The sequence below is a fragment of the Hafnia alvei genome, assembly GCF_964063325.1.
GTDB lineage: Bacteria > Pseudomonadota > Gammaproteobacteria > Enterobacterales > Enterobacteriaceae > Hafnia > Hafnia alvei_B.
In genome coordinates this window covers 180,251-202,539 of sequence record NZ_OZ061315.1, presented here as the reverse complement: position 1 = coordinate 202,539, position 22,289 = coordinate 180,251, and the positions used below count along the sequence as shown (strand labels likewise).

Below are 22,289 nucleotides of genomic sequence, written 5' to 3'. Positions count from 1 at the left end.
CGCAATACTGGCCCTGACCCCATTTTCCATAAGGATCTGACCATGAGAAAAATTATTACGGTTGTTATGTGTAGCACTTTACTGATGGGCAGCGGATTCTCTTTCGCTGCTGATACAACAAGTACATCCGGCGATGGTATGCAGCAAGAGCCACATAAAATGGATCATATGAGTAAAAAACCGCAGGAAATGAAAAAACAGCACTTGGACGCGATGCAAAAAGGCGAAGCGCCTAAACAAGATGAAATGAGCAAAGATCAGATGGATAAGAAACCCATGAAGCAAGGCGATACGCTGAAGAAAACGAGTTCAGGGTATTAATTTACGACTAGGTAATATTGGCTCCCTAGCCAGCTTCCCCCTTAGCAGAGGAAGGGCCATTCGAGCTTATTCGGGACCCACTGCACAGTTCCCTCTCCTGCGAAGGAGAGGGTTAGACTGAGGTTATTTACATGCAGAATTATTTTAGCGGCGTGTAAATATCAAAACGGTGATTTTTGGTGGTGGTGGCCGCATGAGCCGACACATCGGCCAACGGCGGAGCATAATCAGGACGTTTTACCACGATACGTTTCGTCGCCAGTGCGCGAGCGGGTGCTAGTAATGCATCGGCATCCAAATCAGCGCCCACCAATGACTGGAACACCCGCATCTCTTTCTTCACTAGCGCACTTTTCTGTTTGTGCGGATACATCGGATCGAGATACACCACTTCTGGCGCAGGGCTAAGATCTTTCAACGCATCAATACTGGAGGCATGCAGCAAAGTCAGGCGTTCTTGCAGCCAGCCGCCGATTTCAGGATCTGCATAGCCACGCTGCAAACCATCGTCGAGCAATGCCGCCACCACGGGATGGCGCTCCAGCATACGCACATGACACCCTACCGACGCCAACACGTAGGCATCGCGCCCTAATCCTGCGGTCGCATCCACAACGCTCGGCACATAGCTACCTTTAATACCCACGGCTTTTGCCACCGCTTCACCACGGCCGCCGCCAAACTTGCGGCGATGCGCCATCGCACCGGCCACAAAATCGACAAAAATAGCGCCCAGCTTGGGTTCATCCAACTTGCGCAGTTCTAAATGCTCAGGCGTTAATACCAACGCCATTATCGCGTCAGGATCGTGAACCAATCCCCAGCGCTCGGCTAAATGAGATAAGGCGCCGCTATCGGCGCCCTCTTCTAACAATAACTGAATACTCAACGCATTAGCCCTTGATGCCGTAGTGACGCAGCATGGCATCAATTTTCGGCTCACGGCCACGGAAGTTTTTGAACAGGTTCATTGGCTCATCGGAACCACCCTGCGACAGGATGTTGTCCAAGAACGCACGGCCGGTATCTACGTTGAAAATACCCTCTTCCTCGAAGCGAGAGAACGCATCAGCAGACAGCAGCTCTGCCCACAGATAGCTGTAGTAACCCGCTGCGTAGCCACCAGCAAAGATATGGCTGAACGCATGTGGGAAACGGCCCCAGCTTGGTGACGGCATCACCGCTACTAGCGCTTTAACTTCTTTCAAAGTATCGAGAATACGAGCGCCTTGTGCAGGGTCGAACTCAGCATGCAGACGGAAATCAAACATCCCAAATTCTAGCTGGCGCAGGATAAACAGCGCGGCCTGATAGTTTTTCGCCGCCAACATTTTATCCAGCATTTCCTGAGGAAGCGGCTCATTGGTCTGGTAATGACCCGAGATAAAGGCCAGCGCTTCCGGCTCCCAGCACCAGTTTTCCATAAATTGACTTGGCAACTCGACGGCATCCCATGGCACACCGTTGATCCCTGAAACGCCTGCGGTTTCAATCGTGGTCAGCATATGATGCAAGCCGTGACCGAACTCATGGAACAACGTGGTCACTTCGTTATGCGTAAACAACGCAGGCTTATCACCGATTGGACGGTTAAAGTTACAGGTCAAATAGGCAACCGGCTTCTGTAGGCTACCATCGGCACGACGTAGACGGCCTACACAGTCGTCCATCCACGCACCGCCTCGCTTATGCTCACGGGCATAAAGGTCGAGATAGAAACTACCACGCAGCTCACCGGTCGCATCATAAAGCTCGAAGAAACGAACCTCTGGATTCCATACGTCAATATCATGACGCTCTTTAGCCGTGATACCGTAAATACGTTTCACCACCTCAAACAAACCGCTCAATACGCGCTGTTCAGGGAAGTAAGGGCGCAGCTGTTCATCGCTGATAGAGTACAGATGTTGTTTCTGTTTTTCGCTGTAGTAGGTGATATCCCACGCTTCCAGCTCGGTAACGTCAAAGTGCTGACGCGTAAACTCACGCAGTTCAGCCAGCTCTTGCGCGCCTTGAGGACGAGCTCGCTCGGCTAAGTCATTCAGAAATGCCAGAACCTGCTGTGGGTTTTCCGCCATTTTGGTTGCCAATGACTTATCAGCATAGGATTTAAAACCAAGCAGCTGAGCCAATTCGTGACGCAGTTGCAGAGTTTCAGCCATGATTTCGCTGTTATCCCACTGACCTGCGTTTGGCCCCTGATCGGATGCACGAGTGGTAAACGCCTGATACATCTCATGGCGCAGCTCGCGGTTGTCGGCATAGGTCATCACCGGCAGGTAGCTCGGGATATCTAGCGTTAACAGCCAGCCCTCTTTTTCTTTGGATTCAGCCAGCGCCTTCGCAGCCGCTAATGCACTTTCAGGCAGACCAGAAAGCTCTTTTTCATCAGTAATTAGCTTGCTCCAGCCCATGGTCGCATCCAATACGTTGTTACTGAATGCAGAACCCAATTCGGACAGACGCGCCATAATTTCACCATAGCGCTGCTGTTTTTCTTTCGGCAAACCAATACCAGACAGTTCGAAATCACGCAGTGAATTTTCTACCGCTTTCTTCTGCGGTTTAGTCAACGAAGCAAAACCCGCGCCGTCTTTCAGGCTGCGGTAGGCCTGATACAGCCCTTCATGCTGACCTACCCAAGTGCCGTATTCAGACAACAGCGGCAGGCACTGTTCGTAAGCTTCACGCAGCTCAGGGCTGTTTTGCACTGAATTCAAATGGCTGACCGGAGAAAAAATACGGCTCAGACGATCGTCAACCTCAGCCAGCGGCTGGCACAGATTATCCCACGTAAATGGCGCATCTTGCGCGACCACGCGCTCCACTTCGGCACGACAATCTGCCAATGCGTTTTTCACCGCAGGAACGATGTCCTCAGGTTTGATTTTAGAGAATGGTGGCAGTTCGAACGGCGTCAGTAACGGATTGGTCATAAGAAAGCGTCCTATATAGTTTTGCCATTAACAACAAAGGTTAACGGTCTTGGCCGCATCAGTGCGGCATATAAATCGACTTAGCCAGCCCCCCAATGCGTCGGGCAACCGGCATAAAAACGCTGTTTAGATCTAAGATGAGGTTAAGTGTAGCGAAAATCAATGGCTGGCGGGTTCAATCGCTTTGATAGGAGGCACCACAAGCAAAAATACATCTAGCGGCAAGAAACCTGTTCCATAACATTATTATCGTAAGTAATGGCAAAACCCGCAGGATAAGGGCTGGGTTGCTGCATTTTAAATGCTAATTGTTGGTGGGGGGACAATTGCCAAGACAGGTATTTTTCACTGATAAAATACCCGTCACTATTACCTAATAAATCAACTAACTGTGAGGCGTTCTTTGTGCATAAGTCGCTCTCAACAGCCAATCGCCACACCATTTCAAGTCGGTGCTCAGACAGCTTCCAGCGCTGCTGATCAAATGGGCTTGAGCCGTAGTGTTTAAGCTGTTCTAAGCTATTAGAATCCATACAACTACACAACGTGAGTACGAGAGCTATGATACTAAAAATGTACAAGCCTCCCTCCTTGGGCATAACATTCCTTGTCACACAATTATCTGCTTTAAGGATTCGCTCATCCCTTATCTGTATCACAAAACCAATATGCGATAATCCATAAAGTCTTTCATCGCCATACCGTTTATACTTAACCGTCACCTGCTGACATGCCGCGATGCCCGCAGCCCAAAAGAGCAGACTCGCTGTGCCTTGTCACGGTCTTAATTTACCTATCCTAATGATTTTATTTTAGTTATTAGAATATACGAAAGTTTAAACTCACTATGCTTAGTTATCGCCACAGTTTTCACGCCGGCAATCACGCCGATGTCCTCAAACACACCGTTCAGAGTTTGATTATTGAATCGCTGAAAGAAAAGGATAAGCCTTTCCTTTATCTGGATACGCATTCCGGCGCGGGGCGTTATCAGCTCAGTGGTGAGCATGCAGAAAAAACCGGTGAATACCTCGAAGGTATCGCGCGTATTTGGCAGCGCGACGATGTTCCTGCCGAGCTTGAAGCCTATCTGAGCGCGGTAAAACACTTTAACCGTGGCGAACAACTGCGTTACTACCCAGGTTCGCCATTAATTGCTCGCCAGCTGCTGCGCGACTTCGACAAAATCCATCTGACCGAGCTGCACCCAACGGATTTCCCGCTGCTGCGCAATGAATTCTCTAAAGATGAACGCGCAAAAGTGATGAAAGCCGATGGCTACCAGCAGCTCAAATCACAGCTTCCACCTTTGTCACGCCGTGGCTTCGTGTTGATCGATCCGCCGTATGAGATGAAAACCGATTATCAAGACGTGGTGAAAGGCATTCAGGAAGGCTATAAGCGTTTTGCCACCGGCGTCTATGCGCTGTGGTATCCCGTGGTGCTGCGTCAGCAAATCAAACGCATGACTCGCGATCTGCAAGACACCGGTATTCGTCGCATTTTACAAATCGAATTAGCGGTTCGCCCAGACAGCGACCAGCGCGGTATGACCGCTTCCGGAATGATTGTGATCAACCCACCGTGGAAGTTAGAACAACAGATGCGCGACGTCCTGCCTTGGCTGCATAAAGTGCTGGTGCCAGAAGGTACGGGTCATGCCAAAGTTGAATGGATTGTGCCGGAATAATTGAAGTCATTGCTGTCTGTCTCCCTTAGCAATATATATTAAGGGAGACAGAATTTAGCGCGTAAAACTACTCATCATCACCATCAACGTGCTCTCGGATCAGCGTCATAAACGGCGCACCAAAGCGATCCAGTTTACGCTGCCCCACGCCGTTAATGCTCAGCAATTCGCTAGCGCGAATCGGCATCTGCTCTGACATTTCTAGCAACGTTGCATCGTTAAATACCACGTATGGCGGGATATTCTCTTCGTCAGCAATCGCTTTGCGCAGCTTACGCAGCTTGGCAAACAGCTTGCGGTCATAGTTTCCGCCGTAGTTTTTGCTGGCATGGCTACTGCTGCTGCGTGATTTGAGATTGATGACGCGTGGAACGGCCAACTGAAGTGGAACTTCGCCGCGTAAAACCGGACGCGCCGATTCAGTCAACTGCAGCGCGGAATGCATCGCAATATTTTGCGTCACTAAGCCCAAATGAATAAGCTGGCGCAATACGCTGACCCAGTGTTCGGTCGTATGGTCGCGCCCCAGTCCATAGACTTTAAGCTTGTCGTGACCAAACTCGCGAATACGGGTGTTATTCGCCCCGCGCAGGATTTCAACGACATAGCCAATACCAAATCGCTGACCCACGCGAGCAATCGCGGACAGCGCCTTTTGCGCGTCCTCTAGCCCATCGTAGCGTTTTGGCGGATCGAGACAAATATCGCAGTTGCCACAGGATTCTTGCCGTCCTTCACCAAAGTAATTCAGCAACACTAAACGACGGCAGGTTTGCGCCTCAGCAAAAGCGTTCATTGCGTTTAGCTTATGGCGTTCAATCTCTTTCTGCTGCCCTTCAGGTTTTTCTTCTAAACAACGGCGCAGCCAAGCCATATCGGCAGGGTCATAAAGCAGAACGGCTTCAGCGGGTAAACCATCGCGCCCAGCGCGACCGGTTTCCTGATAGTAGGCTTCGATATTACGTGGAATATCAAAGTGCACCACAAAACGCACGTTGGGCTTGTTAATGCCCATGCCGAACGCAACCGTTGCCACCACAATCTGCAGATCGTCGCGTTGAAATGCTTCCTGCACCGAAGAACGATGTTCGTGATCGAGCCCTGCGTGATACGCCCCGACGCTAAAGCCTCGGCTTTGTAAACGCGCCGTGGTGTCTTCGACTTTGGCTCGGCTGTTACAGTAAATAATGCCCGATTTGCCGCGCTGTTCCTGTACGAAACGAATCAGTTGATCCAGCGGTTTAAATTTTTCGATCAGTGTGTAGCGGATGTTTGGGCGGTCAAAACTGCTAACCTGAACCAACGGATCGTTTAACGACAGCAAACGCTCAATGTCATTACGCGTGGCATCATCGGCGGTAGCCGTGAGCGCAATAACCGGGATCTCAGGGAAACGCTGCTTAATCAGACCTAATGCGCTGTATTCAGGACGGAAATCATGGCCCCACTGTGAAATACAGTGGGCTTCATCTACCGCCAATAATGCAGGTCGCCAGTGCGGAAGCTGATCGAGGAAGTTATCCATCATCAGTCGTTCTGGCGCAATATAGAGAAGCTTTATCGCCCCACTGCGACAGCCAGCGTATACCTCTTGCTGTTGTTCACGGTTCTGCGTGGAGTTCAGACAGGCCGCGCTAACGCCGTTCGCCTGTAGCTGATCGACCTGATCTTTCATCAAGGAAATCAAAGGAGAAACCACCAGCGTTAAGCCATCCATCACCAACGCAGGAATTTGATAACACAGAGACTTGCCGCCTCCGGTTGGCATCACAACCAGACAATCCCGTCCCGCGATCGCAGCATTGATGATAGTTTGCTGTCCAGGACGAAACTGCTGATACCCAAAAGTATCGCGCAAAACCTGTTCTGCCAGCATTTCTGCATTGATTACGGCTGCCGTTGCCACGCTGCTCCTCAACCAAAGGGGTGATAAATTAAGACCGGCGCTATTTTAGGCGTATGCACCGGTTTTGTCGTTAGCGGATATGCGTTGCGTGCAAATTACATGAAATCGTTGAGCATGATGCCCACGCCAAAACGGGTTTGATTGAAGTTGTAATCAATCATTGATTCACCGTAGCCGCTATACAACTGAGTGTAGAAGCGCAACGTTTTCGTCATCGGATAGCTCCATCCCAGCTCACCGCCGCCGTAACCGGTGTTCCAGTTATAGTGCCCTTTGGCCGTAAAGACGCTTTCTCCCCACTCATAGCCCACCTGCGCTTCGTAGTAACCCATGTATTTGGTGATATCAGGGTTATCATCTTTGCTGCTGCTTTCGGGAATGCGATACCACGGCTTAATCTGCGCTTGGAAGTTACCGTTTTGCGCCATCAAACGCGCATAAACACGGTTCCAGCTGCGCGACGTTGGATCAGAGCGTCCGTTAGACTGATGATTAAAGCCGGTTTCTATATCGCGAAGCGTCCAATCACCCAGCTGATAATCCGTTGCCCAGCCGACAAAAAGCTGTGGCTCGTAGTTGGTTTCACGGAACGGAGAAGATGCGCTACGGTTGAAAGCCTGCCACCACGCGCGCTGCGTATAAGACATCCCCAACACCGAGTTATCACCTGCAATTCCACGGATGATAGGGAACGCTAGGCTGAGCTGGAATTTAACTTCGTCTTTGCGTGCGTCATCGGCCCAAGAATAAGATTGAATGGCTTCTTTGTTTACATCGCTGGTTTCAGTGTAAAGCAGGTAATTCGTATCGTAAGGATAGAGCGTAAATGGGTTATCGTGTTCAACCAACATGTTCGCGATGATGCTGCCTTTCACCTGTGGCTTATCATGAACCTGCTTTATCGTTGCCTCTTCAGCCTGAACCGCAGCAGGAACCGCCAGCAGTCCCGCTAACATCATCCATCCCTTACGCATCGTTATTACCCCTAATAGTTACGCCATCAATGATTCAAAGGCGACATTCTACACGTTAGGGACTCGGCAGGAACGTTCATCATTCTTATTGGTGCTGGAACCAAACAATAATTAAGCATAATATCAACATAAAATTAACAATAATATTAACTTTCCACCTGCAAGAAGAAGGACAGAACCATGTCAGCCACGCTCCTCACGCGCGAATCTGCTAGCGCTCTCATTAGTGAAATCTTTGTTTACCACATGCCATTTAATCGAGCCTTAGGGCTAGAACTGCAGCGTTTTGAGGCTGACTATGCCGAACTAGTTTTTGATTCCAAAGAAATGCTGGTCGGCAACGCCCATCAGAAAATTTTGCACGGCGGCGTTATCGCATCGGTATTAGATGTTTGCGCAGGCCTGGTGTGCGTGGGGTCAGCCCTATTGCGCCATGACGAAATCACACAAGAAGAGTTGCTGGCAAGGCTGTCTAAAATGGGCACAATCGACATGCGAGTGGACTATCTACGCCCTGGGCGTGGTGAGCGCTTTGTGGCTAGCGGTAGCCTGTTAAGAGCGGGTAATAAAGTCGCGGTTGCGCGCGTTGAACTTCATAATGAATCCAACCTACATATTGCTTCAGCCACCGCCACGTATATGGTCGGCTAGGTAGCATTTTTTACCAGATTTCTATGAAATCTTGGGATAAGTTAGGCTTAATTGAATCATCTCTGTTACTACTATGAAACATTCCAGAAAAATACAGTAGACTCAGCGCCTATTCATTTTTTCGGAAGTGTTTCATGGATTCGCAACAAACTCGCCAAGGTATCTTGTTTGCTCTGGCCGCCTATTTCATCTGGGGTATCGCCCCCGCCTACTTTAAGCTGATTCAGCAGGTTCCACCCACCGAGATCCTGACCCACCGCGTGATCTGGTCATTCTTCTTTATGCTGATTTTGCTTTCGCTGACTAAAAATTGGTCTAAAGTGCGTGCGCTGGGCAAAACTCCCGGCAAGATTGGCCTGCTCGCGCTAAGCGCTTGTTTGATTGGCGGAAACTGGTTGCTGTTTATCTGGGCGGTGAATAATCACCATATGCTGGAGGCCAGCCTCGGATATTTCATCAACCCATTGGTTAACGTGTTGCTCGGCGTGGTTTTCCTCGGTGAACGCTTCCGACGGATGCAGTGGATTGCGCTGGCGCTGGCGGTCTGCGGTGTACTGATTCAGCTATGGAAATTTGGCTCGGTGCCCGTGATCTCGCTTGGGCTCGCCTTTAGTTTTGCATTTTACGGGCTGATTCGTAAGAAAATCGCGGTAGATGCTCAAACCGGTATGCTAATTGAAACCTTATGGTTGCTACCGATTGCGTCTATTTACCTGTTTGGCATTGCCGACAGTGCAACCAGCCATTTGAGTGCGAATCCAATGTCGCTCAACCTGCTGTTAGTAGCCGCAGGGATCGTAACCACTATTCCGTTGCTGTTCTTTACAGCCGCTGCAACGCGCCTACGCCTTTCTACGCTGGGATTCTTCCAATACCTTGGCCCAACGTTGATGTTTATTCTGGCGATTACCTTCTACAACGAGCAAATGACGCAGGATAAACTGGTGGCGTTCGGTTTTATTTGGGTGGCACTGCTGTTGTTTATTATGGATGCGCTGTATACGCAGAGAAAATTGCGCAGCTAAAGCAGACTTTCCTCCCCAGCGATGGGGAGGAAAAGAAGAGACAGATTAAAGCCAGTTTTTGCGCTTGAAGTATAAATACGGCGCAAGCCCCGCCAAAATCATCAAACCAATCGCCCCCGGATAACCGAACGACCATTTCAGCTCAGGCATGAACTCAAAGTTCATCCCGTAGCTTGATGCCACCAGCGTTGGCGGCAGGAACACCACCGATACCACCGAGAAGATCTTGATGATGCGGTTCTGTTCAATGTTGATAAAGCCCATTGCCGCCTGCATCAGGAAGTTAACTTTCTGGAACAGCGATTCATTGTGTGGCAGCAGGGATTCGATATCTCGCAGAACTTCGCGCGCCTGCTCCAACTGGCTGGCCGGTAAACGCGCCTTACGTACCAAGAAATTCAGCGCTCGCTGGGTATCCATCAAACACAGGCGAACTTTCCAACCGATATCTTCCAGTTCGGCCAGCGTCGAAAGAGCTTCATCATATTCGTCGCCCTGATGGCCTTCCATAATCACGCGGCTAAGCTTTTCCAGATCGCTGTAGATGTTTTCGATTTCATCTGCCAGCTGTTCGATTTTGGTTTCGAACAGATCGAGTAATAGCTCGTAAGCATTCCCATCAACCAACATCTGATTACGGGCACGCATACGATACAGGCGAAACGCCGGTAGTTCGCGCTCGCGCAGCGTATACAGGCGACCATCACGGATGGTAAATGCCACGGTGGAGTTACCGGCGTGATCTTCTGCATCTTCATAATAGAAGAAGGAGTGAATATGCAGGCCGTCTTCATCTTCAAAGAAACGTGCTGATGCTTCGATATCGTCCAGTTCTGGGCGAGTTGCCAGACTTTGACCTAGCTCATCTTGAACTCGTTGACGCTCATCTTCTTCAGGTTCGACTAAGTCGACCCATAGAGATGAAGTCAGATCTTCCGTGTCATCCAGCTCCAGACGGGATAAGCGGCTGTTGTCTAATCTAAATGCACTTAGCATGCTTTTAAACTCCGTTGCGGTGACATTAAGGATCACGCATGGAGCACAGGAAACAAACGAGGGGTAACGTCACCTAGCTGTTTCAGACCATATCAGATCTGACTCATAGCGACGTATAGAGGTCGCTGACAACCACGAAGGCTATCAGCATCAGTGGATAGCCTTAGAAGTTGTACCCGCTAACGGGTTCATTGAGCCAGTATCTACTGGGTGTGTCCAAGGCGTATGTCCTCACAGATAATAGTGCGCGCATGTTACGCCGATACGAAAAAGCCTGTCAACTGGCGTTGTGACTAATTCCAGAACATTATTCACTCAGGATGTTTTATACCAAAACATTTATGGGTTTTGCTTTCAGCAACCCTGCTGCAATCGCAAATGTAAGGTAAAAATCATATCGCTAGCTTGGCTCATCTATTACCTTATAGCAATGCATTCACCGATTAGACTTCACTATTCCTAAAATCAGGCACCCCCTATGAAACAAATCACGTTTGATGATCTGAAACAACAGAGCGCCACTGCGGCCAACGCCCCTCGTTTACGCGCTCACCGCAATTTCCACCCTGAATTAAGCGATCCGGTACAGCGTCTTGCCATCGCGATGGAGCCTGGAACCTACATCCGCCCGCATCGCCATCCGCATACTTTCGAGCTTTTACTACCGCTGAGCGGCCGCTTTGTGGTGCTGAATTTTGACGAACAAGGCGTGGTAACTCGTCGCGTAGTGTTGGGCGAGGAGTGCGTGGCTTTGGAGATGGATGCCGGAACTTGGCATTCGGTGTTGTCACTGGATCACGGCGGTGTGATTTTTGAAGTTAAACACGGTGGCTATCAGCCCGTAACCGAGCAGGATTCTGCGCCTTGGGCCCCCGCAGAGGGCGAGGCCGGCACTCAGGAACTGATGGAGTGGTATTCGCAGGCGCAGGTTGGGGATAAATATTCGTTGGCCGAATAAACCCTAAACTCTCCCCCTGCAAAGGGGGAGATTCGAAAGGGATATTAAACCGGAATTACATCGCCTCTAGCTTGGCATAAGCCGCAACCAGCCACTTAATACCTTCGCCCTGAAATGCAATCTGTAAGCGGCTATGCTCACCGCTGCCTTCCAGATTGATCACCGTACCTTCACCAAACGTAGCGTGCTTCACTCGCTGACCGAGTTTAAAACCGCTGTCATTGGCGCTGATTAGGGTTCCCATGCTGGCGTGTTTAACGGGGCGAGTAACGCTGGCCCGCAGGCGCACCTCTTCCACGCACTCTTCTGGCAATTCACCAATAAAGCGAGAGGGGCGGTGATAAACCTCTTTGCCATACAGACGGCGACTTTCCGCATAGGTGATCGTCAGTTTTCGCATCGCTCGCGTCACCCCAACGTAGGCCAAGCGGCGTTCTTCTTCCAAACGACCGCCTTCATCCAGCGACATTTGGCTTGGGAACATCCCCTCTTCCATCCCCACAATAAACACCTGCGGGAATTCCAGACCTTTCGCCGAGTGCAGCGTCATGAGCTGAACCGCATCTTGATAAGCGTCTGCCTGCCCTTCACCGGCTTCAAGCGCCGCATGTGACAGGAATGCCTGCAACGGCAGCAGGTCCTCGTCTTCATCCTCATAGCTGTACTGACGCGTAGCGGTCACCAGTTCCTCTAAGTTCTCAATACGCGTTTGGCCTTTTTCGCCCTTTTCTTGCTCATACATCTGACGCAGGCCAGAATCACGCACCACGCGGTCTGTCTGTACATGCAGCGGCATATCGGCCGTATCACTGGCTAAGGCATCAATCAGTTCGATAAAGCGCTGCAATGCGCCTGAGGCTCGCCCTGCAAACACTTTTTCTTGGATCAGTTCGTGTGTGGCCTGCCATAGCGTCAGTTGACGATCGCGTGCAGCTTGGCGAATAACGTCCAGCGTACGATCGCCAATGCCGCGCGTTGGCGTGTTAACCACTCGCTCATACGCCGCATCATCATTACGGTTAGAAATCAGGCGTAAATAAGCCAACGCATCTTTAATTTCCTGACGTTCGAAGAATCGTTGCCCGCCGTAAATGCGGTATGGCATCGCCACCTGTAACAGCGCCTCTTCCAATACACGTGATTGGGCGTTGCTACGATAAAGAATGGCGCAGTCGTTAAGAGAGCCGCCGTTGTCCTGCCACGCTTTAATGCGATTCACCACAAAACGCGATTCATCCAATTCATTAAACGCGCAGTAGAGCGAAATTTTTTCGCCGTCGCCGTCTTCGGTCCACAGCTTTTTACCCAAGCGCCCATCGTTGTTTTCAATTAAGGCGTTCGCGGCTTTCAGTATATTGCTGGTCGAGCGGTAGTTTTGCTCTAAGCGGATGGTCTCGGCACCGGGGAAATCATCCAGAAAACGTTGGATATTCTCAACCTGAGCGCCACGCCAGCCATAGATCGACTGATCGTCATCGCCAACAATCATCACTTTGCCGCTATTGCCCGCCAGCATCTGGATCCATGCGTACTGGATACGGTTGGTATCTTGGAATTCGTCTACCAGAATATTGGTGAAACGTTCGCGATAGTGATTGAGGATTTGAGGTTTATTGAGCCATAGCTCGTGCGCACGCAATAGCAGCTCGGCAAAATCCACCAGCCCCGCACGGTCACAGGCTTCTTGATAAGCCTGATAGACGCGCAGCCATGTCTGTTCTACCGGATTTCCGTAGCTTTCAATGTGCTGAGGGCGCAGACCATCATCTTTTTTGTTGTTGATGTACCACATGCCCTGACGCGGCGGCCACTGTTTCTCATCCAGATTCAATGCTTTAACGATGCGTTTGAGCAAACGCAGCTGGTCATCGCTATCAAGGATTTGGAAATCCTGCGGTAGATTGGCATCCAGATGATGGGCGCGCAGCAGACGATGCGCTAAACCGTGGAAAGTACCGATCCACATGCCACCTTGGCTAGTGCCAATCAGATGTTCGATACGGTGGCGCATTTCCGCCGCGGCTTTGTTGGTAAAGGTGACGGCCATAATCGAAAACGGCGAACAGTTTTCTACCGACAACAGCCACGCGATGCGATGCACCAATACGCGCGTCTTGCCGCTTCCGGCTCCAGCCAGCACCAGAAGATTACTGCGTGGCGCAGCAACGGCTTCGCGTTGTTTATCGTTAAGGCTGTTGAGCAGATCGGAAACGTCCATAGGCACCGTTTTAAAATGGGGAAACAGACGCGTCGCTAAACGCAATACGTCTTTTTCACTGGGAATTTATACAGATTATTGGAGATTATATCAGCGCGGTGAGCGAATCCAACCGTGAAATCTCAACGTGAGGTAACAAACGGCTATCTGAAGCAGTTGTTAGGCTGCGCTCACGGTCGTTGATCCAGCAGGCTTGCATGCCGCAGCGCACGGCTCCCGCCACATCGGTGGTGAGATCATCACCCACATGCAGAATATTTCCCATGGGAACGTTTAAGCGCTGCTGAGTGGCATGGTACATGTCGTTGTACGGTTTAGCGCGTCCGTCAGGGCCTGAGCGCAATATAAATGCAAAATAGTCCGCTAAACCAAACAGGCTAGGATCCGCATTACCGTTGGTAATTGCCGCCAACGGCGCTTTTTCCGCCAAGGCCTGCAGCGTTGTGTGCGTTGATTCCGGTACCGTGATTTGGCTTCGCCAGTAAGCAAAGTTTTCCATCGCAGAATCTGCGCCAGCGCAGGCTTGAGCGTGGTTAAAACCGTTTCGCATTAACGCCAGATGCACAGCCTGCCAGCGCCAAGCGGTGACGTCGTGATAAATTTCAGGATTTTCAGCCCGTAATTCAGCGCGCAAACGTTGCCAGTCGACGCTTTGCCAATCGCGCAGTGGTTCAAAGTTTTGCTGTAAAAACGCCAGAGACTCCCGCTCGGTACGCATAATCACAGGGTGATTATCATAAAGCGTATCGTCCAGATCGAAGGTAAAAGCCGCGATCGCATTAAGCGGGCGATAGAAATGAAGCGTAGAGCACATCAGGATTTTCCTCGTTTCGCGCGTGGATGCGCTGCATCATACACCTTCGCCAAATGTTGGAAATCGAGGTGGGTATAGATTTGGGTGGTAGTCAGATTCGCATGACCCAGCAGTTCTTGCACTGCACGCAGATCGCCACTGGATTCGAGCATATGCGTCGCAAAGGAGTGGCGGAGCTTATGCGGGTTAATATGGCTGGTGACGCCTTGTTTAACGCCCCATTCAGCAAAACGCTTTTGCACGCTTCGTACAGAAATACGCTTACCCAACTTAGATACAAAAACAGCGTCATCTACCGGATCGTAAATCTCACGCAGTGGCAGCCACTGTTCCAGCCAATGAATGGCAGTACGTCCAATCGGCAGCTTTCGCTCTTTGCTCCCCTTCCCCATCACCCACACTTCGCCCGAAGCCATATTCATGTGGCGACAGTCTAACCCTACCAATTCGGAAAGACGCAGACCCGCGCCATACATCACTTCCAGCATGGTGCGATCGCGTACGGCAAGGGGATCGTTCGCATCAATATCGAGCAAACGATTTACGTCATCAACGTCGAGATTTTTGGGTAAGTGACGAGCCTGTTTAGGTGCGCTAATGCCTTTCGCCGGATTAACCGACATCACACCTTGGCTCACCTGCCAGTCAATAAAGCTGCGTAGCGCCGACAAACGCAGGGCAAGGCTTGCAGCCTCAAGGCCTTTTCGCTTGCTACGCGCGATAATCATGCGCACTTGAGTTGCATCGAGTTGCCGCCAATCGCGTAAACCAGCAGGGGCAACAATCTCAATGATGGCCGTCAGTTGATGATGATAGCTTTCGATGGTGTGCGGGCTAAGCTGGCGCTCAACGCGCAAAAAGCGCAGGAATGCCTCAACCGGCAGTTCCAGCGCCTGAGTATCGCTGCTCATTGACGTTCAATCCAGCGGCTGATTAGCCCCGGCATCAGCAATGCGAGCTGATCAAGCAACACGGTGCCTTGGCCCTGCTGGTAGTGATGGCTATCGCGACTGCTGAAGATAATCAGGCCTAAGTCACCAAACTCACCCAGCAGAGAAAGCGCGACTGAACCAACCATTTTCGCCTGAGGCAAAACCAACAGTAGCTCGGGGCCATTCAGGGTGCCGAGATAGTGATTTTGGTTCCCCAAACGCTGAATTCGCATCATTTCAAATTCATTGCGCGATAAAGCTAAATGAGCAAAGTCAGAAGGCGCATTTAGATACCATTTGTCGCTAAACAAACGAATATTGGCACCGGCTAACCCAAGAGAGCGTGCCCAGCGGTTAAACCGTTGGAGGAAATCGGCAAGGCTTTCTGCGCCTGCAAGATGCCCTTGGAGCTCAAGTAGGCGATTAAACAGAACTTCATTGGCGCTGGCCTGTTCCATCAGCAGCGTGATCTCTTCTTCCAAATTGAAGATGTGCTGACGTTGTCGGTTCAGTTGCCATTCAACTAATGAAACAGCACCACGCACCGGATGAGGGATCTGCATCTGCTCAACATTGCGTGCATTACGAATGAAGAAGTCAGGGTTCTGTCGCAGATACTCCATCACCTGCGCGTCACTTAGCGCCAGATTATCCAATACCCGATCTTCGATGTCGCTCATAGTTGTCTATCGCTCACTCATAAACGTATGAATTACAGGTGTATAAACCCATCATAAACGTGGGTCGCGGGGCCCGTCATAAACAGTGGGTTATCAGGCCCTTTCCAGCGAATTTGCAAACGTCCGCCGGGAAGATCAACCTGAACGTTTTCATCCAGCAAGCCTTGCTGGATCCCCACGGCAACCGCCGCACAAGCGCCGCTGCCGCAGGCCTGAGTTTCACCTGCACCGCGTTCATACACCCGTAGTTTGATCTGATTACGGTTAATGACCTGCATGAAACCCACGTTAACGCGTTCAGGGAAGCGTTCATGGCTTTCAAGTACCGGGCCGATGGTTTCCACCAGCGCCGTTTCAACGTCATCAACCTGAAGCACGCAGTGGGGATTCCCCATCGATACCGCGCCGCACAGGATAGTATGTTCAGACGCGCGCATGATATAGGTCTTTTCCGCTTTCACGGCTTTGAATGGGATCTTAGACGGCTCGAAAATCGGCTCGCCCATATTCACCGTGACCAATTCGTCATCGCTGACCTTGAGCACCATCCGGCCATTTTGCGTGCTCACACGAATTTCACGTTTGTTGGTTAGCCCTTTCAAGCGTACGAAACGAGCAAAACAGCGCGCACCGTTACCACACTGCGCAACTTCGCTCCCATCGGCGTTGAAAATACGATAGTGAAAATCTAAATCAGGATCGTAGGGCGGTTCAACGATCAGCATCTGATCAAAACCTACGCCGTTATGTCGATCGGATAGACGGCGGATAAGCTCCGGCGAGAAGTATACGTTTTGTGTAACAGCATCAACGACCATGAAATCGTTGCCTAAACCGTGCATTTTAGAGAACTGCATAACTACCTCTCACTCTACGCCTTAACTTCCGTGGTCACCGAACTAACATCCTGACAGTTCTCGCTATCGTGGATTATTGGCCTTGCTCTACACCGGCAACATTAGACGGTGTATTCGCGCCCTGATTTGCAGCAGGCGCGTTAGTTTGTGTGTCTGGCTGGCTCTTCGACGCCGCAGGGGCATCAGCCGGAGGAAAGTATAAAGGCCCTTTCAAACCGCAACCAGCAAGGCCGAATAGGGAAACAGCCACCAAGGCCCAACGAAATTGTTTTTTCATGGTCATTACCATTTATTGTATTAATGCGTGTGAATCCTACCTATAAGCTCTCTATAATCGCAGTTGGACCCTGAAAAGCAATAGGAAATGATTATGAACGATACCGAGTTTCACCAGTTAGCAGATAAGCTGATGTTAAACATCGAAGAGGCCATTGACGCTTATGAAGGTGATGCCGACATCGACTATGAAACCAATGGCGGAGTGATGACGCTGACCTTCGAAAATGGCAGCAAAATCGTGATCAACCGTCAGGAGCCCTTGCATCAGGTATGGCTCGCCACGAAAGCTGGCGGTTACCACTTCAGCCTGCGTGATGATAGCTGGATTTGCGATCGCAGCGGAGAAGAGTTTTATGCTTTGCTGTCAACCGCATGCAGAGCACAGTCTGGCGAAGAAGATGTGGTAATTTCGGCATAAGCCGAAACGCGAACGGCATCAGCGCCCACTCCAACTCTCCGCTGAATAGGGAAGAATTGGAGTGGTGCTGTACTTAAGATTAATGCAGCTGGAACTGTTGCTTAAGCGGCGTACCGTCGTTGTCGTCATTGACGTTGCACTGTGGCAATACGTTGGTACGGAACGGCATCACCTGAGAACGACCATCGGCGTTGACGATCTGATAGAACTGCGGCAGGTTAAAGTTGATAAAGCTGGAACCGTAGGTGAAGCGGTCATGCGATGACGAATAGAAACGGCTAACGTCGCGCACCAGCTCCTCTTTGCTGCCTTCGCAGTGGTGATAAACTTCCACACGGTTGGTTTCATCCAGAATGTAGATGTTAAACCCGTCGTTATCCCCATCTTCAAAGAAGAATTGGATTATCCCTTCGCTGGCATAACCATCAACCACGGCTGGCAAATGCACCTGTTCGGTTTCCACCTGAATAGAAAGACCATGTAGCTTGTTATTAGAAATGGCGCCATAGAATTCAACCGCATTTTCCAATTTCTGCACCGATACGCTCAGACGTTCAAAGAACAATCCCCACGTTTGCCCCGCGACGCGTACGGCTTTAAAACGCCCCGGCTCTAAACGTGTGCTAGACAAGCGCAGGTCAATACACTCAGAAACCAGCTGTTGTAGACGGGTACGGATTAGCCCGCGCAAATGCTGGCTGTAGCACAAGACTTCAACGGATTCCGGCGGTGCGGCATCCTGATGCATTTTGCCTAAGATGGTTTTCAGCGCTTCTAATACCGCCTGTTCACCGCTGAAATGCAGGGTACGCACTTCATTCCACGAGTTGCGGTACAGCAGGTCGATACTGCCAACTAAGCATTGTTGCTGCTGACCAAAGCTAAAGACATCCAGTTTACGGAAATCAAAATGCACCACCTGATTGCGGAAAGCGGCCGTTGGATCATTTTCCAAGTTGACGATAATCGCCAAATGGCGGATCTCACACGGGCTGTATAAGGCCTTTGGCGATGGCGCAGGCAAGCGAATAGGGAAATGCTGCGATACATCATGCACCAGGCTCTGAAGCTTATTGATATCGCACAGGTTATTGTTGCTCTTGATGTGTAGCTTGGTATCAGCCGTCAACAATCCGTTAAAATAGGCCCACGCCACTAATTTGTTTAAGTAGCGGTTATATTCCAACGGCTGATGGCTAATGATGGTATCGATAGTCGGCGCTTGGTTATACAAGTACCAGCCGGTGCGGTTAGCACGGCCAATCGGCACATGAATAAACGTTAAGTTCTTTTCTGACAAATCCGGCGAAATTTGCGGGTTTACCAGCGTCACTTTACCCGGCAACGCTTCAAACGCAGCGTAAAGCTTACGGGTCAATACCCCGATATCTTGCGGGCTAGCGCTCACGCTTAGGTTATTACGGCGTGCGAAGCGAATGAGGTTGCGGTAGCTCTGCATCATCGCGTCTAACAACTCATTATGCGCTTCACGCACGCGTTCAATTTTCCAATTGGCGCGGTCATCAAGCACTTCGATACGCTCTTGACTCCAGCCCCAAGACTCAACCAGTTGGCTTAAAATCTCACGACGCCAGCCGACGCAGGCTCGGCTGCGCGATAACTTTTCACACACTTTGAGATAGAAGCAACGACGAGCCAGATCGAGACGCGCAGTATCATTGATTTGCTCAAGATAGTGCGTCACACGTTCCAGCATCATGCAGTAAGGATCGAGCCCGAAGGAAACAATTTCACCTTTATGTAAACGTTGTTTGATGGTGATCGCCAGCAGTTCAGCGTTGGGATATTCCCATGAGTAAGCTTCCAGCAACAACGTTTTCAGTACCGCTTTGTACGGCGAATCGATGCTTTTATAGAGTTGCCACAGGCTAGCGCCGAAGTATTCTTCAGCAGACAGCGAGCTTAGACCGCCAAGATCGAGCCATTCGTTTGGGGTAAGCGCGCCCTGCGAGTACAACGACATCACATATTCGTCGTAATGTGCTTCCTCTTCGCTTGGCACCATATTCCACAGAATACGTTTGCCGGCTAGGCGTACCGCGGTGCGATAGAATTCATCAAGCAACAGGATATGCTGGGTAGACCCACAGTCTTCCCCACCCAGACTGCCGCTTTCGTTATGACGAAAACGGTTTTCATCGATAAGGAAGAAGCTCACTTCAACGCCCAGCGACGCAGCCCATTTCTCCAGCTGTGTACATTTTTGCTGTAACCGATTGCGCTCTTCGCCATCTAACCAAGATTGGTGGCAAACCCAAATATCCAGATCCGAACTACAGCTTTGCCCAATAGAAGAGGTGCTTCCCATTGAGTAAACGCCAGTGATCGGCAATTGGCCTGGGTGATCTGCCGCGATGGAGCCCGGAGAACGAAGATCGATTTCATGTAAGTAGGTTTGCTGATTTTCATCAGGCGTGTAGAAACAAATGCCATGGGGAACGTTACCATCAAGGTAACCCGGCATCAGCGGATGGTGGTAATGCAATAGGGTTGGCAGCAGACTGTAAACCTGTTGAAAGGCCGGCCCCATGGCCGCTAAAGCGCGATCAACTCGAAGTTGATTTATCGCATCCAGTCTCTGTTTCAGTGTCTCGATGTAGAGGTACAAGACGTTTCGCCTGATTATTCCAGTGTCTGAGAGAAGCCTGTTTCCGAACCTTACCGTTTTTCTGGTAAGAAATGTTTTAATAAGAAATTGCTGGAAACGTGATCAATCTAACACCTTGCTGGTTGACCGTAAAGTATGTAAAGCCACACACTTATTGTAGCGCCTTTCTTGTCTTTGATCTTACCGACTATTTCATCCATTCTCCTTCCTGATTATTTTCCCGCCAAACAGCCATTAGGTTCCAGCGCTGCACGTTTGCGAACAAAATGATAGGATGAAGCATAGGATAAAAATGGATATTCACATGTTAGAAATAACCCCTCAGCCAAACCAGATCCTCCGTATCGCCACCCGACAAAGCCCGTTGGCGTTATGGCAAGCCTATTATGTGCGCGATCATCTGCAGGCCCATTGGCCGGATTTGACCGTGGAGCTGGTGCCTATGGTGACGCGTGGTGACGTTTTATTAGACACTCCGCTGGCAAAAGTTGGTGGCAAAGGTTTGTTCGTCAAGGAGTTGGAACTTGCTTTGCTCGATGGACGCGCCGATATTGCCGTTCACTCAATGAAAGATGTGCCGGTCGCTTTTCCTGAAGGTTTAGGGCTGGTGACTATCTGTGAGCGCGAAGATCCACGCGATGCTTTTGTGTCACCGAAGTATGCTCGACTTGAAGACCTGCCTGAAGGCAGCGTCGTGGGCACATCAAGCCTGCGCCGCCAGTGCCAGCTTAGAGAGATCCGCCCAGACCTTATCGTTCGCGATCTTCGCGGTAACGTGGGGACTCGATTAGCCAAGCTGGATAACGGTGACTACGATGCCATTATTCTGGCCGCTGCCGGTTTAAAACGCTTAGAGCTTGAAGAGCGTATCCGCTATGCATTACCACCAGAACAATCCTTGCCAGCCGTAGGCCAAGGCGCCGTCGGGATCGAATGTCGATTGGACGATGCAAAAACCCAAGCTTTGCTCGCACCGTTAAACGATAGCGATACCGCAACTCGAGTTATCGCCGAACGCGCCATGAACACGCGTTTAGAAGGTGGCTGCCAGGTTCCTATCGGCAGCTATTCAGAGCTTAATGGCGACGAAATATGGCTACGAGCGTTGGTGGGCAAGCCTGACGGTACTTTGATTATTCGAGGCGAACGCCGTGGGCCGCGCGCTCAGGCGGCTGAATTAGGTGTTTCTCTAGCAGAAGAACTGTTAGAGCGCGGCGCGCGTGAGATTTTAGACGACGTGTATCAAGGACAAACGCCACGATGAGCATCTTGGTAACTCGCCCATCACCTGCGGGTGAGGAATTAGTCAGTAGACTACGAACCCTAGGGCGAGCGGCCTATCATGTTCCATTAATCGACTTCACGCCGGGAACTGGCCTCGCTGCGCTACCAGATCTTCTGGCACAGCTTCAGCAAGGCGATTTAGTTTTTGTTCTATCGCAGCACGCAGTACGCTATGCGCATCCGTATCTACAACGATCCGCGATAGCATGGCCACGCGAACTCCACTATTTTGCCATTGGCCGCCCAACCGCGCTGCGTTTACATACAGCAACAGGCTTGCCGGTTGCTTACCCTCAGCCTCCCGAAACGTCTGAATCTTTGCTAATGCTGCCAGCACTGAGAGATATCGCAGGCAAGCAGGCATTAATTCTACGCGGCAACGGTGGACGAGAGCTGTTGGCAGAAACATTGACCCAACGCGGCGTGAGCGTAACACTGTCAGAATGCTACCAACGCTGTGCTATCCACTATAATGGTGCAGAGCAAAGCGCTCATTGGCAACGACAGGGCATTTCAACACTGGTCGTGACAAGTGGCGAAATGCTGCAACAACTGTATGATTTAGTTCCTGATTACGATCGGCAAATGTGGTTACTGCATTGCCGCTTGATTGTGGTTAGCGAACGGTTGGCTACCCTCGCCCAGGAATTGGGCTGGAAAGACATTCAGGTAGCTGAAAGTGCTGATAATGACGCGCTGATCCGCGCGCTACAATAACTGA

At 50.6% G+C, this 22,289-nt stretch carries 21 protein-coding genes; 8 read left to right on the top strand and 13 right to left on the bottom strand.

Annotated features, from left to right (window positions below; translation table 11 throughout):
* Positions 1–42: 42 nt before the first annotated feature.
* Positions 43–321 (top strand): hypothetical protein, encoded by a 279-nt coding sequence (locus AB3Y96_RS00970; protein WP_072308808.1) that lies wholly within the window; start codon positions 43–45, stop codon positions 319–321.
* 139 nt (positions 322–460) lie between these two features.
* On the opposite strand, the gene rsmJ is transcribed toward AB3Y96_RS00970, so the two are convergent.
* The 3 genes from rsmJ to AB3Y96_RS00955 form a co-directional block, all read right to left on the bottom strand.
* The gene (gene rsmJ, locus AB3Y96_RS00965; RefSeq protein WP_367298291.1) at positions 461–1,210 is read right to left on the bottom strand and encodes a 16S rRNA (guanine(1516)-N(2))-methyltransferase RsmJ; all 750 of its coding nucleotides are present in this window, start codon (positions 1,208–1,210) and stop codon (positions 461–463) included.
* A 4-nt stretch (positions 1,211–1,214) separates the two neighbouring features.
* The gene (gene prlC, locus AB3Y96_RS00960) at positions 1,215–3,257 is read right to left on the bottom strand and encodes an oligopeptidase A (RefSeq protein WP_367298290.1); all 2,043 of its coding nucleotides are present in this window, start codon (positions 3,255–3,257) and stop codon (positions 1,215–1,217) included.
* Positions 3,258–3,472: 215 nt separating this feature from the next.
* Entirely contained in the window at positions 3,473–3,790 is a 318-nt protein-coding gene (locus tag AB3Y96_RS00955; RefSeq protein WP_367298289.1) for a hypothetical protein, read from the bottom strand.
* A gap of 314 nt (positions 3,791–4,104) precedes the next feature.
* Between AB3Y96_RS00955 and AB3Y96_RS00950 the strand changes: the two genes are divergently transcribed.
* The gene (locus tag AB3Y96_RS00950) at positions 4,105–4,947 is read left to right on the top strand and encodes a 23S rRNA (adenine(2030)-N(6))-methyltransferase RlmJ (RefSeq protein WP_046458538.1); all 843 of its coding nucleotides are present in this window, start codon (positions 4,105–4,107) and stop codon (positions 4,945–4,947) included.
* Between the two features lie 67 nt (positions 4,948–5,014).
* Here AB3Y96_RS00950 and recQ read toward each other — a convergent pair whose 3' ends face one another.
* Both recQ and pldA read right to left on the bottom strand, forming a co-directional pair.
* Entirely contained in the window at positions 5,015–6,853 is a 1,839-nt protein-coding gene (gene recQ / locus AB3Y96_RS00945) for an ATP-dependent DNA helicase RecQ (RefSeq protein WP_025802157.1), read from the bottom strand.
* 95 nt (positions 6,854–6,948) lie between these two features.
* Complete coding sequence (gene pldA, locus AB3Y96_RS00940; protein WP_072308803.1) at positions 6,949–7,827, bottom strand: phospholipase A; 879 nt, start codon at positions 7,825–7,827, stop codon at positions 6,949–6,951.
* A 180-nt stretch (positions 7,828–8,007) separates the two neighbouring features.
* On the opposite strand from pldA, the gene AB3Y96_RS00935 reads away from it, so the two are divergent.
* Entirely contained in the window at positions 8,008–8,478 is a 471-nt protein-coding gene (locus tag AB3Y96_RS00935) for a thioesterase family protein (protein WP_025802154.1), read from the top strand.
* Positions 8,479–8,612: 134 nt separating this feature from the next.
* Complete coding sequence (rarD, locus tag AB3Y96_RS00930; protein WP_072308802.1) at positions 8,613–9,503, top strand: EamA family transporter RarD; 891 nt, start codon at positions 8,613–8,615, stop codon at positions 9,501–9,503.
* Between the two features lie 45 nt (positions 9,504–9,548).
* On the opposite strand, the gene corA is transcribed toward rarD, so the two are convergent.
* On the bottom strand, positions 9,549–10,499 hold the full coding sequence (gene corA / locus AB3Y96_RS00925; protein WP_072308800.1) for a magnesium/cobalt transporter CorA: 951 nt from the start codon (positions 10,497–10,499) through the stop codon (positions 9,549–9,551).
* 478 nt (positions 10,500–10,977) lie between these two features.
* On the opposite strand from corA, the gene AB3Y96_RS00920 reads away from it, so the two are divergent.
* A complete protein-coding gene (locus tag AB3Y96_RS00920) occupies positions 10,978–11,457 on the top strand; it encodes a WbuC family cupin fold metalloprotein (protein WP_367298288.1) in 480 nt (159 codons plus the stop codon).
* Between the two features lie 55 nt (positions 11,458–11,512).
* On the opposite strand, the gene uvrD is transcribed toward AB3Y96_RS00920, so the two are convergent.
* The 6 genes from uvrD to AB3Y96_RS00890 all read right to left on the bottom strand — a co-directional run bounded on the left by uvrD (position 11,513) and on the right by AB3Y96_RS00890 (position 17,235).
* Positions 11,513–13,675: a DNA helicase II gene (gene uvrD, locus AB3Y96_RS00915; RefSeq protein ID WP_367298287.1), complete on the bottom strand. Its 2,163-nt coding sequence runs from the start codon at positions 13,673–13,675 to the stop codon at positions 11,513–11,515.
* An 85-nt stretch (positions 13,676–13,760) separates the two neighbouring features.
* On the bottom strand, positions 13,761–14,489 hold the full coding sequence (gene yigB, locus AB3Y96_RS00910; protein ID WP_367298286.1) for a 5-amino-6-(5-phospho-D-ribitylamino)uracil phosphatase YigB: 729 nt from the start codon (positions 14,487–14,489) through the stop codon (positions 13,761–13,763).
* On the bottom strand, positions 14,489–15,400 hold the full coding sequence (xerC, locus tag AB3Y96_RS00905) for a tyrosine recombinase XerC (RefSeq protein ID WP_367298285.1): 912 nt from the start codon (positions 15,398–15,400) through the stop codon (positions 14,489–14,491). Before xerC ends, yigB begins: the two co-directional genes overlap by 1 nt.
* Positions 15,397–16,101, bottom strand: a complete 705-nt coding sequence (locus tag AB3Y96_RS00900; RefSeq protein WP_072308794.1) for a DUF484 domain-containing protein — start codon at positions 16,099–16,101, stop codon at positions 15,397–15,399. Before AB3Y96_RS00900 ends, xerC begins: the two co-directional genes overlap by 4 nt.
* A gap of 32 nt (positions 16,102–16,133) precedes the next feature.
* Positions 16,134–16,958, bottom strand: coding sequence for a diaminopimelate epimerase (dapF, locus tag AB3Y96_RS00895; protein ID WP_046458544.1), 825 nt, complete (start codon positions 16,956–16,958; stop codon positions 16,134–16,136).
* Between the two features lie 73 nt (positions 16,959–17,031).
* Complete coding sequence (locus AB3Y96_RS00890) at positions 17,032–17,235, bottom strand: LPS translocon maturation chaperone LptM (protein WP_063587548.1); 204 nt, start codon at positions 17,233–17,235, stop codon at positions 17,032–17,034.
* Positions 17,236–17,328: 93 nt separating this feature from the next.
* Between AB3Y96_RS00890 and cyaY the strand changes: the two genes are divergently transcribed.
* The gene (cyaY, locus tag AB3Y96_RS00885; RefSeq protein WP_061553062.1) at positions 17,329–17,655 is read left to right on the top strand and encodes an iron donor protein CyaY; all 327 of its coding nucleotides are present in this window, start codon (positions 17,329–17,331) and stop codon (positions 17,653–17,655) included.
* A 79-nt stretch (positions 17,656–17,734) separates the two neighbouring features.
* Here the strand turns inward: cyaY and AB3Y96_RS00880 are convergent, their stop codons facing one another.
* On the bottom strand, positions 17,735–20,284 hold the full coding sequence (locus AB3Y96_RS00880; protein ID WP_072308791.1) for a class I adenylate cyclase: 2,550 nt from the start codon (positions 20,282–20,284) through the stop codon (positions 17,735–17,737).
* A gap of 304 nt (positions 20,285–20,588) precedes the next feature.
* Here AB3Y96_RS00880 and hemC point away from each other — a divergent pair, with 304 nt between their 5' ends.
* Both hemC and hemD read left to right on the top strand, forming a co-directional pair.
* Positions 20,589–21,548, top strand: coding sequence for a hydroxymethylbilane synthase (hemC, locus tag AB3Y96_RS00875; RefSeq protein WP_072308820.1), 960 nt, complete (start codon positions 20,589–20,591; stop codon positions 21,546–21,548).
* On the top strand, positions 21,545–22,285 hold the full coding sequence (gene hemD / locus AB3Y96_RS00870; protein WP_072308790.1) for a uroporphyrinogen-III synthase: 741 nt from the start codon (positions 21,545–21,547) through the stop codon (positions 22,283–22,285). The genes hemC and hemD overlap by 4 nt, the downstream gene beginning before the upstream one ends.
* The last annotated feature ends 4 nt before the right edge of the window (positions 22,286–22,289 follow it).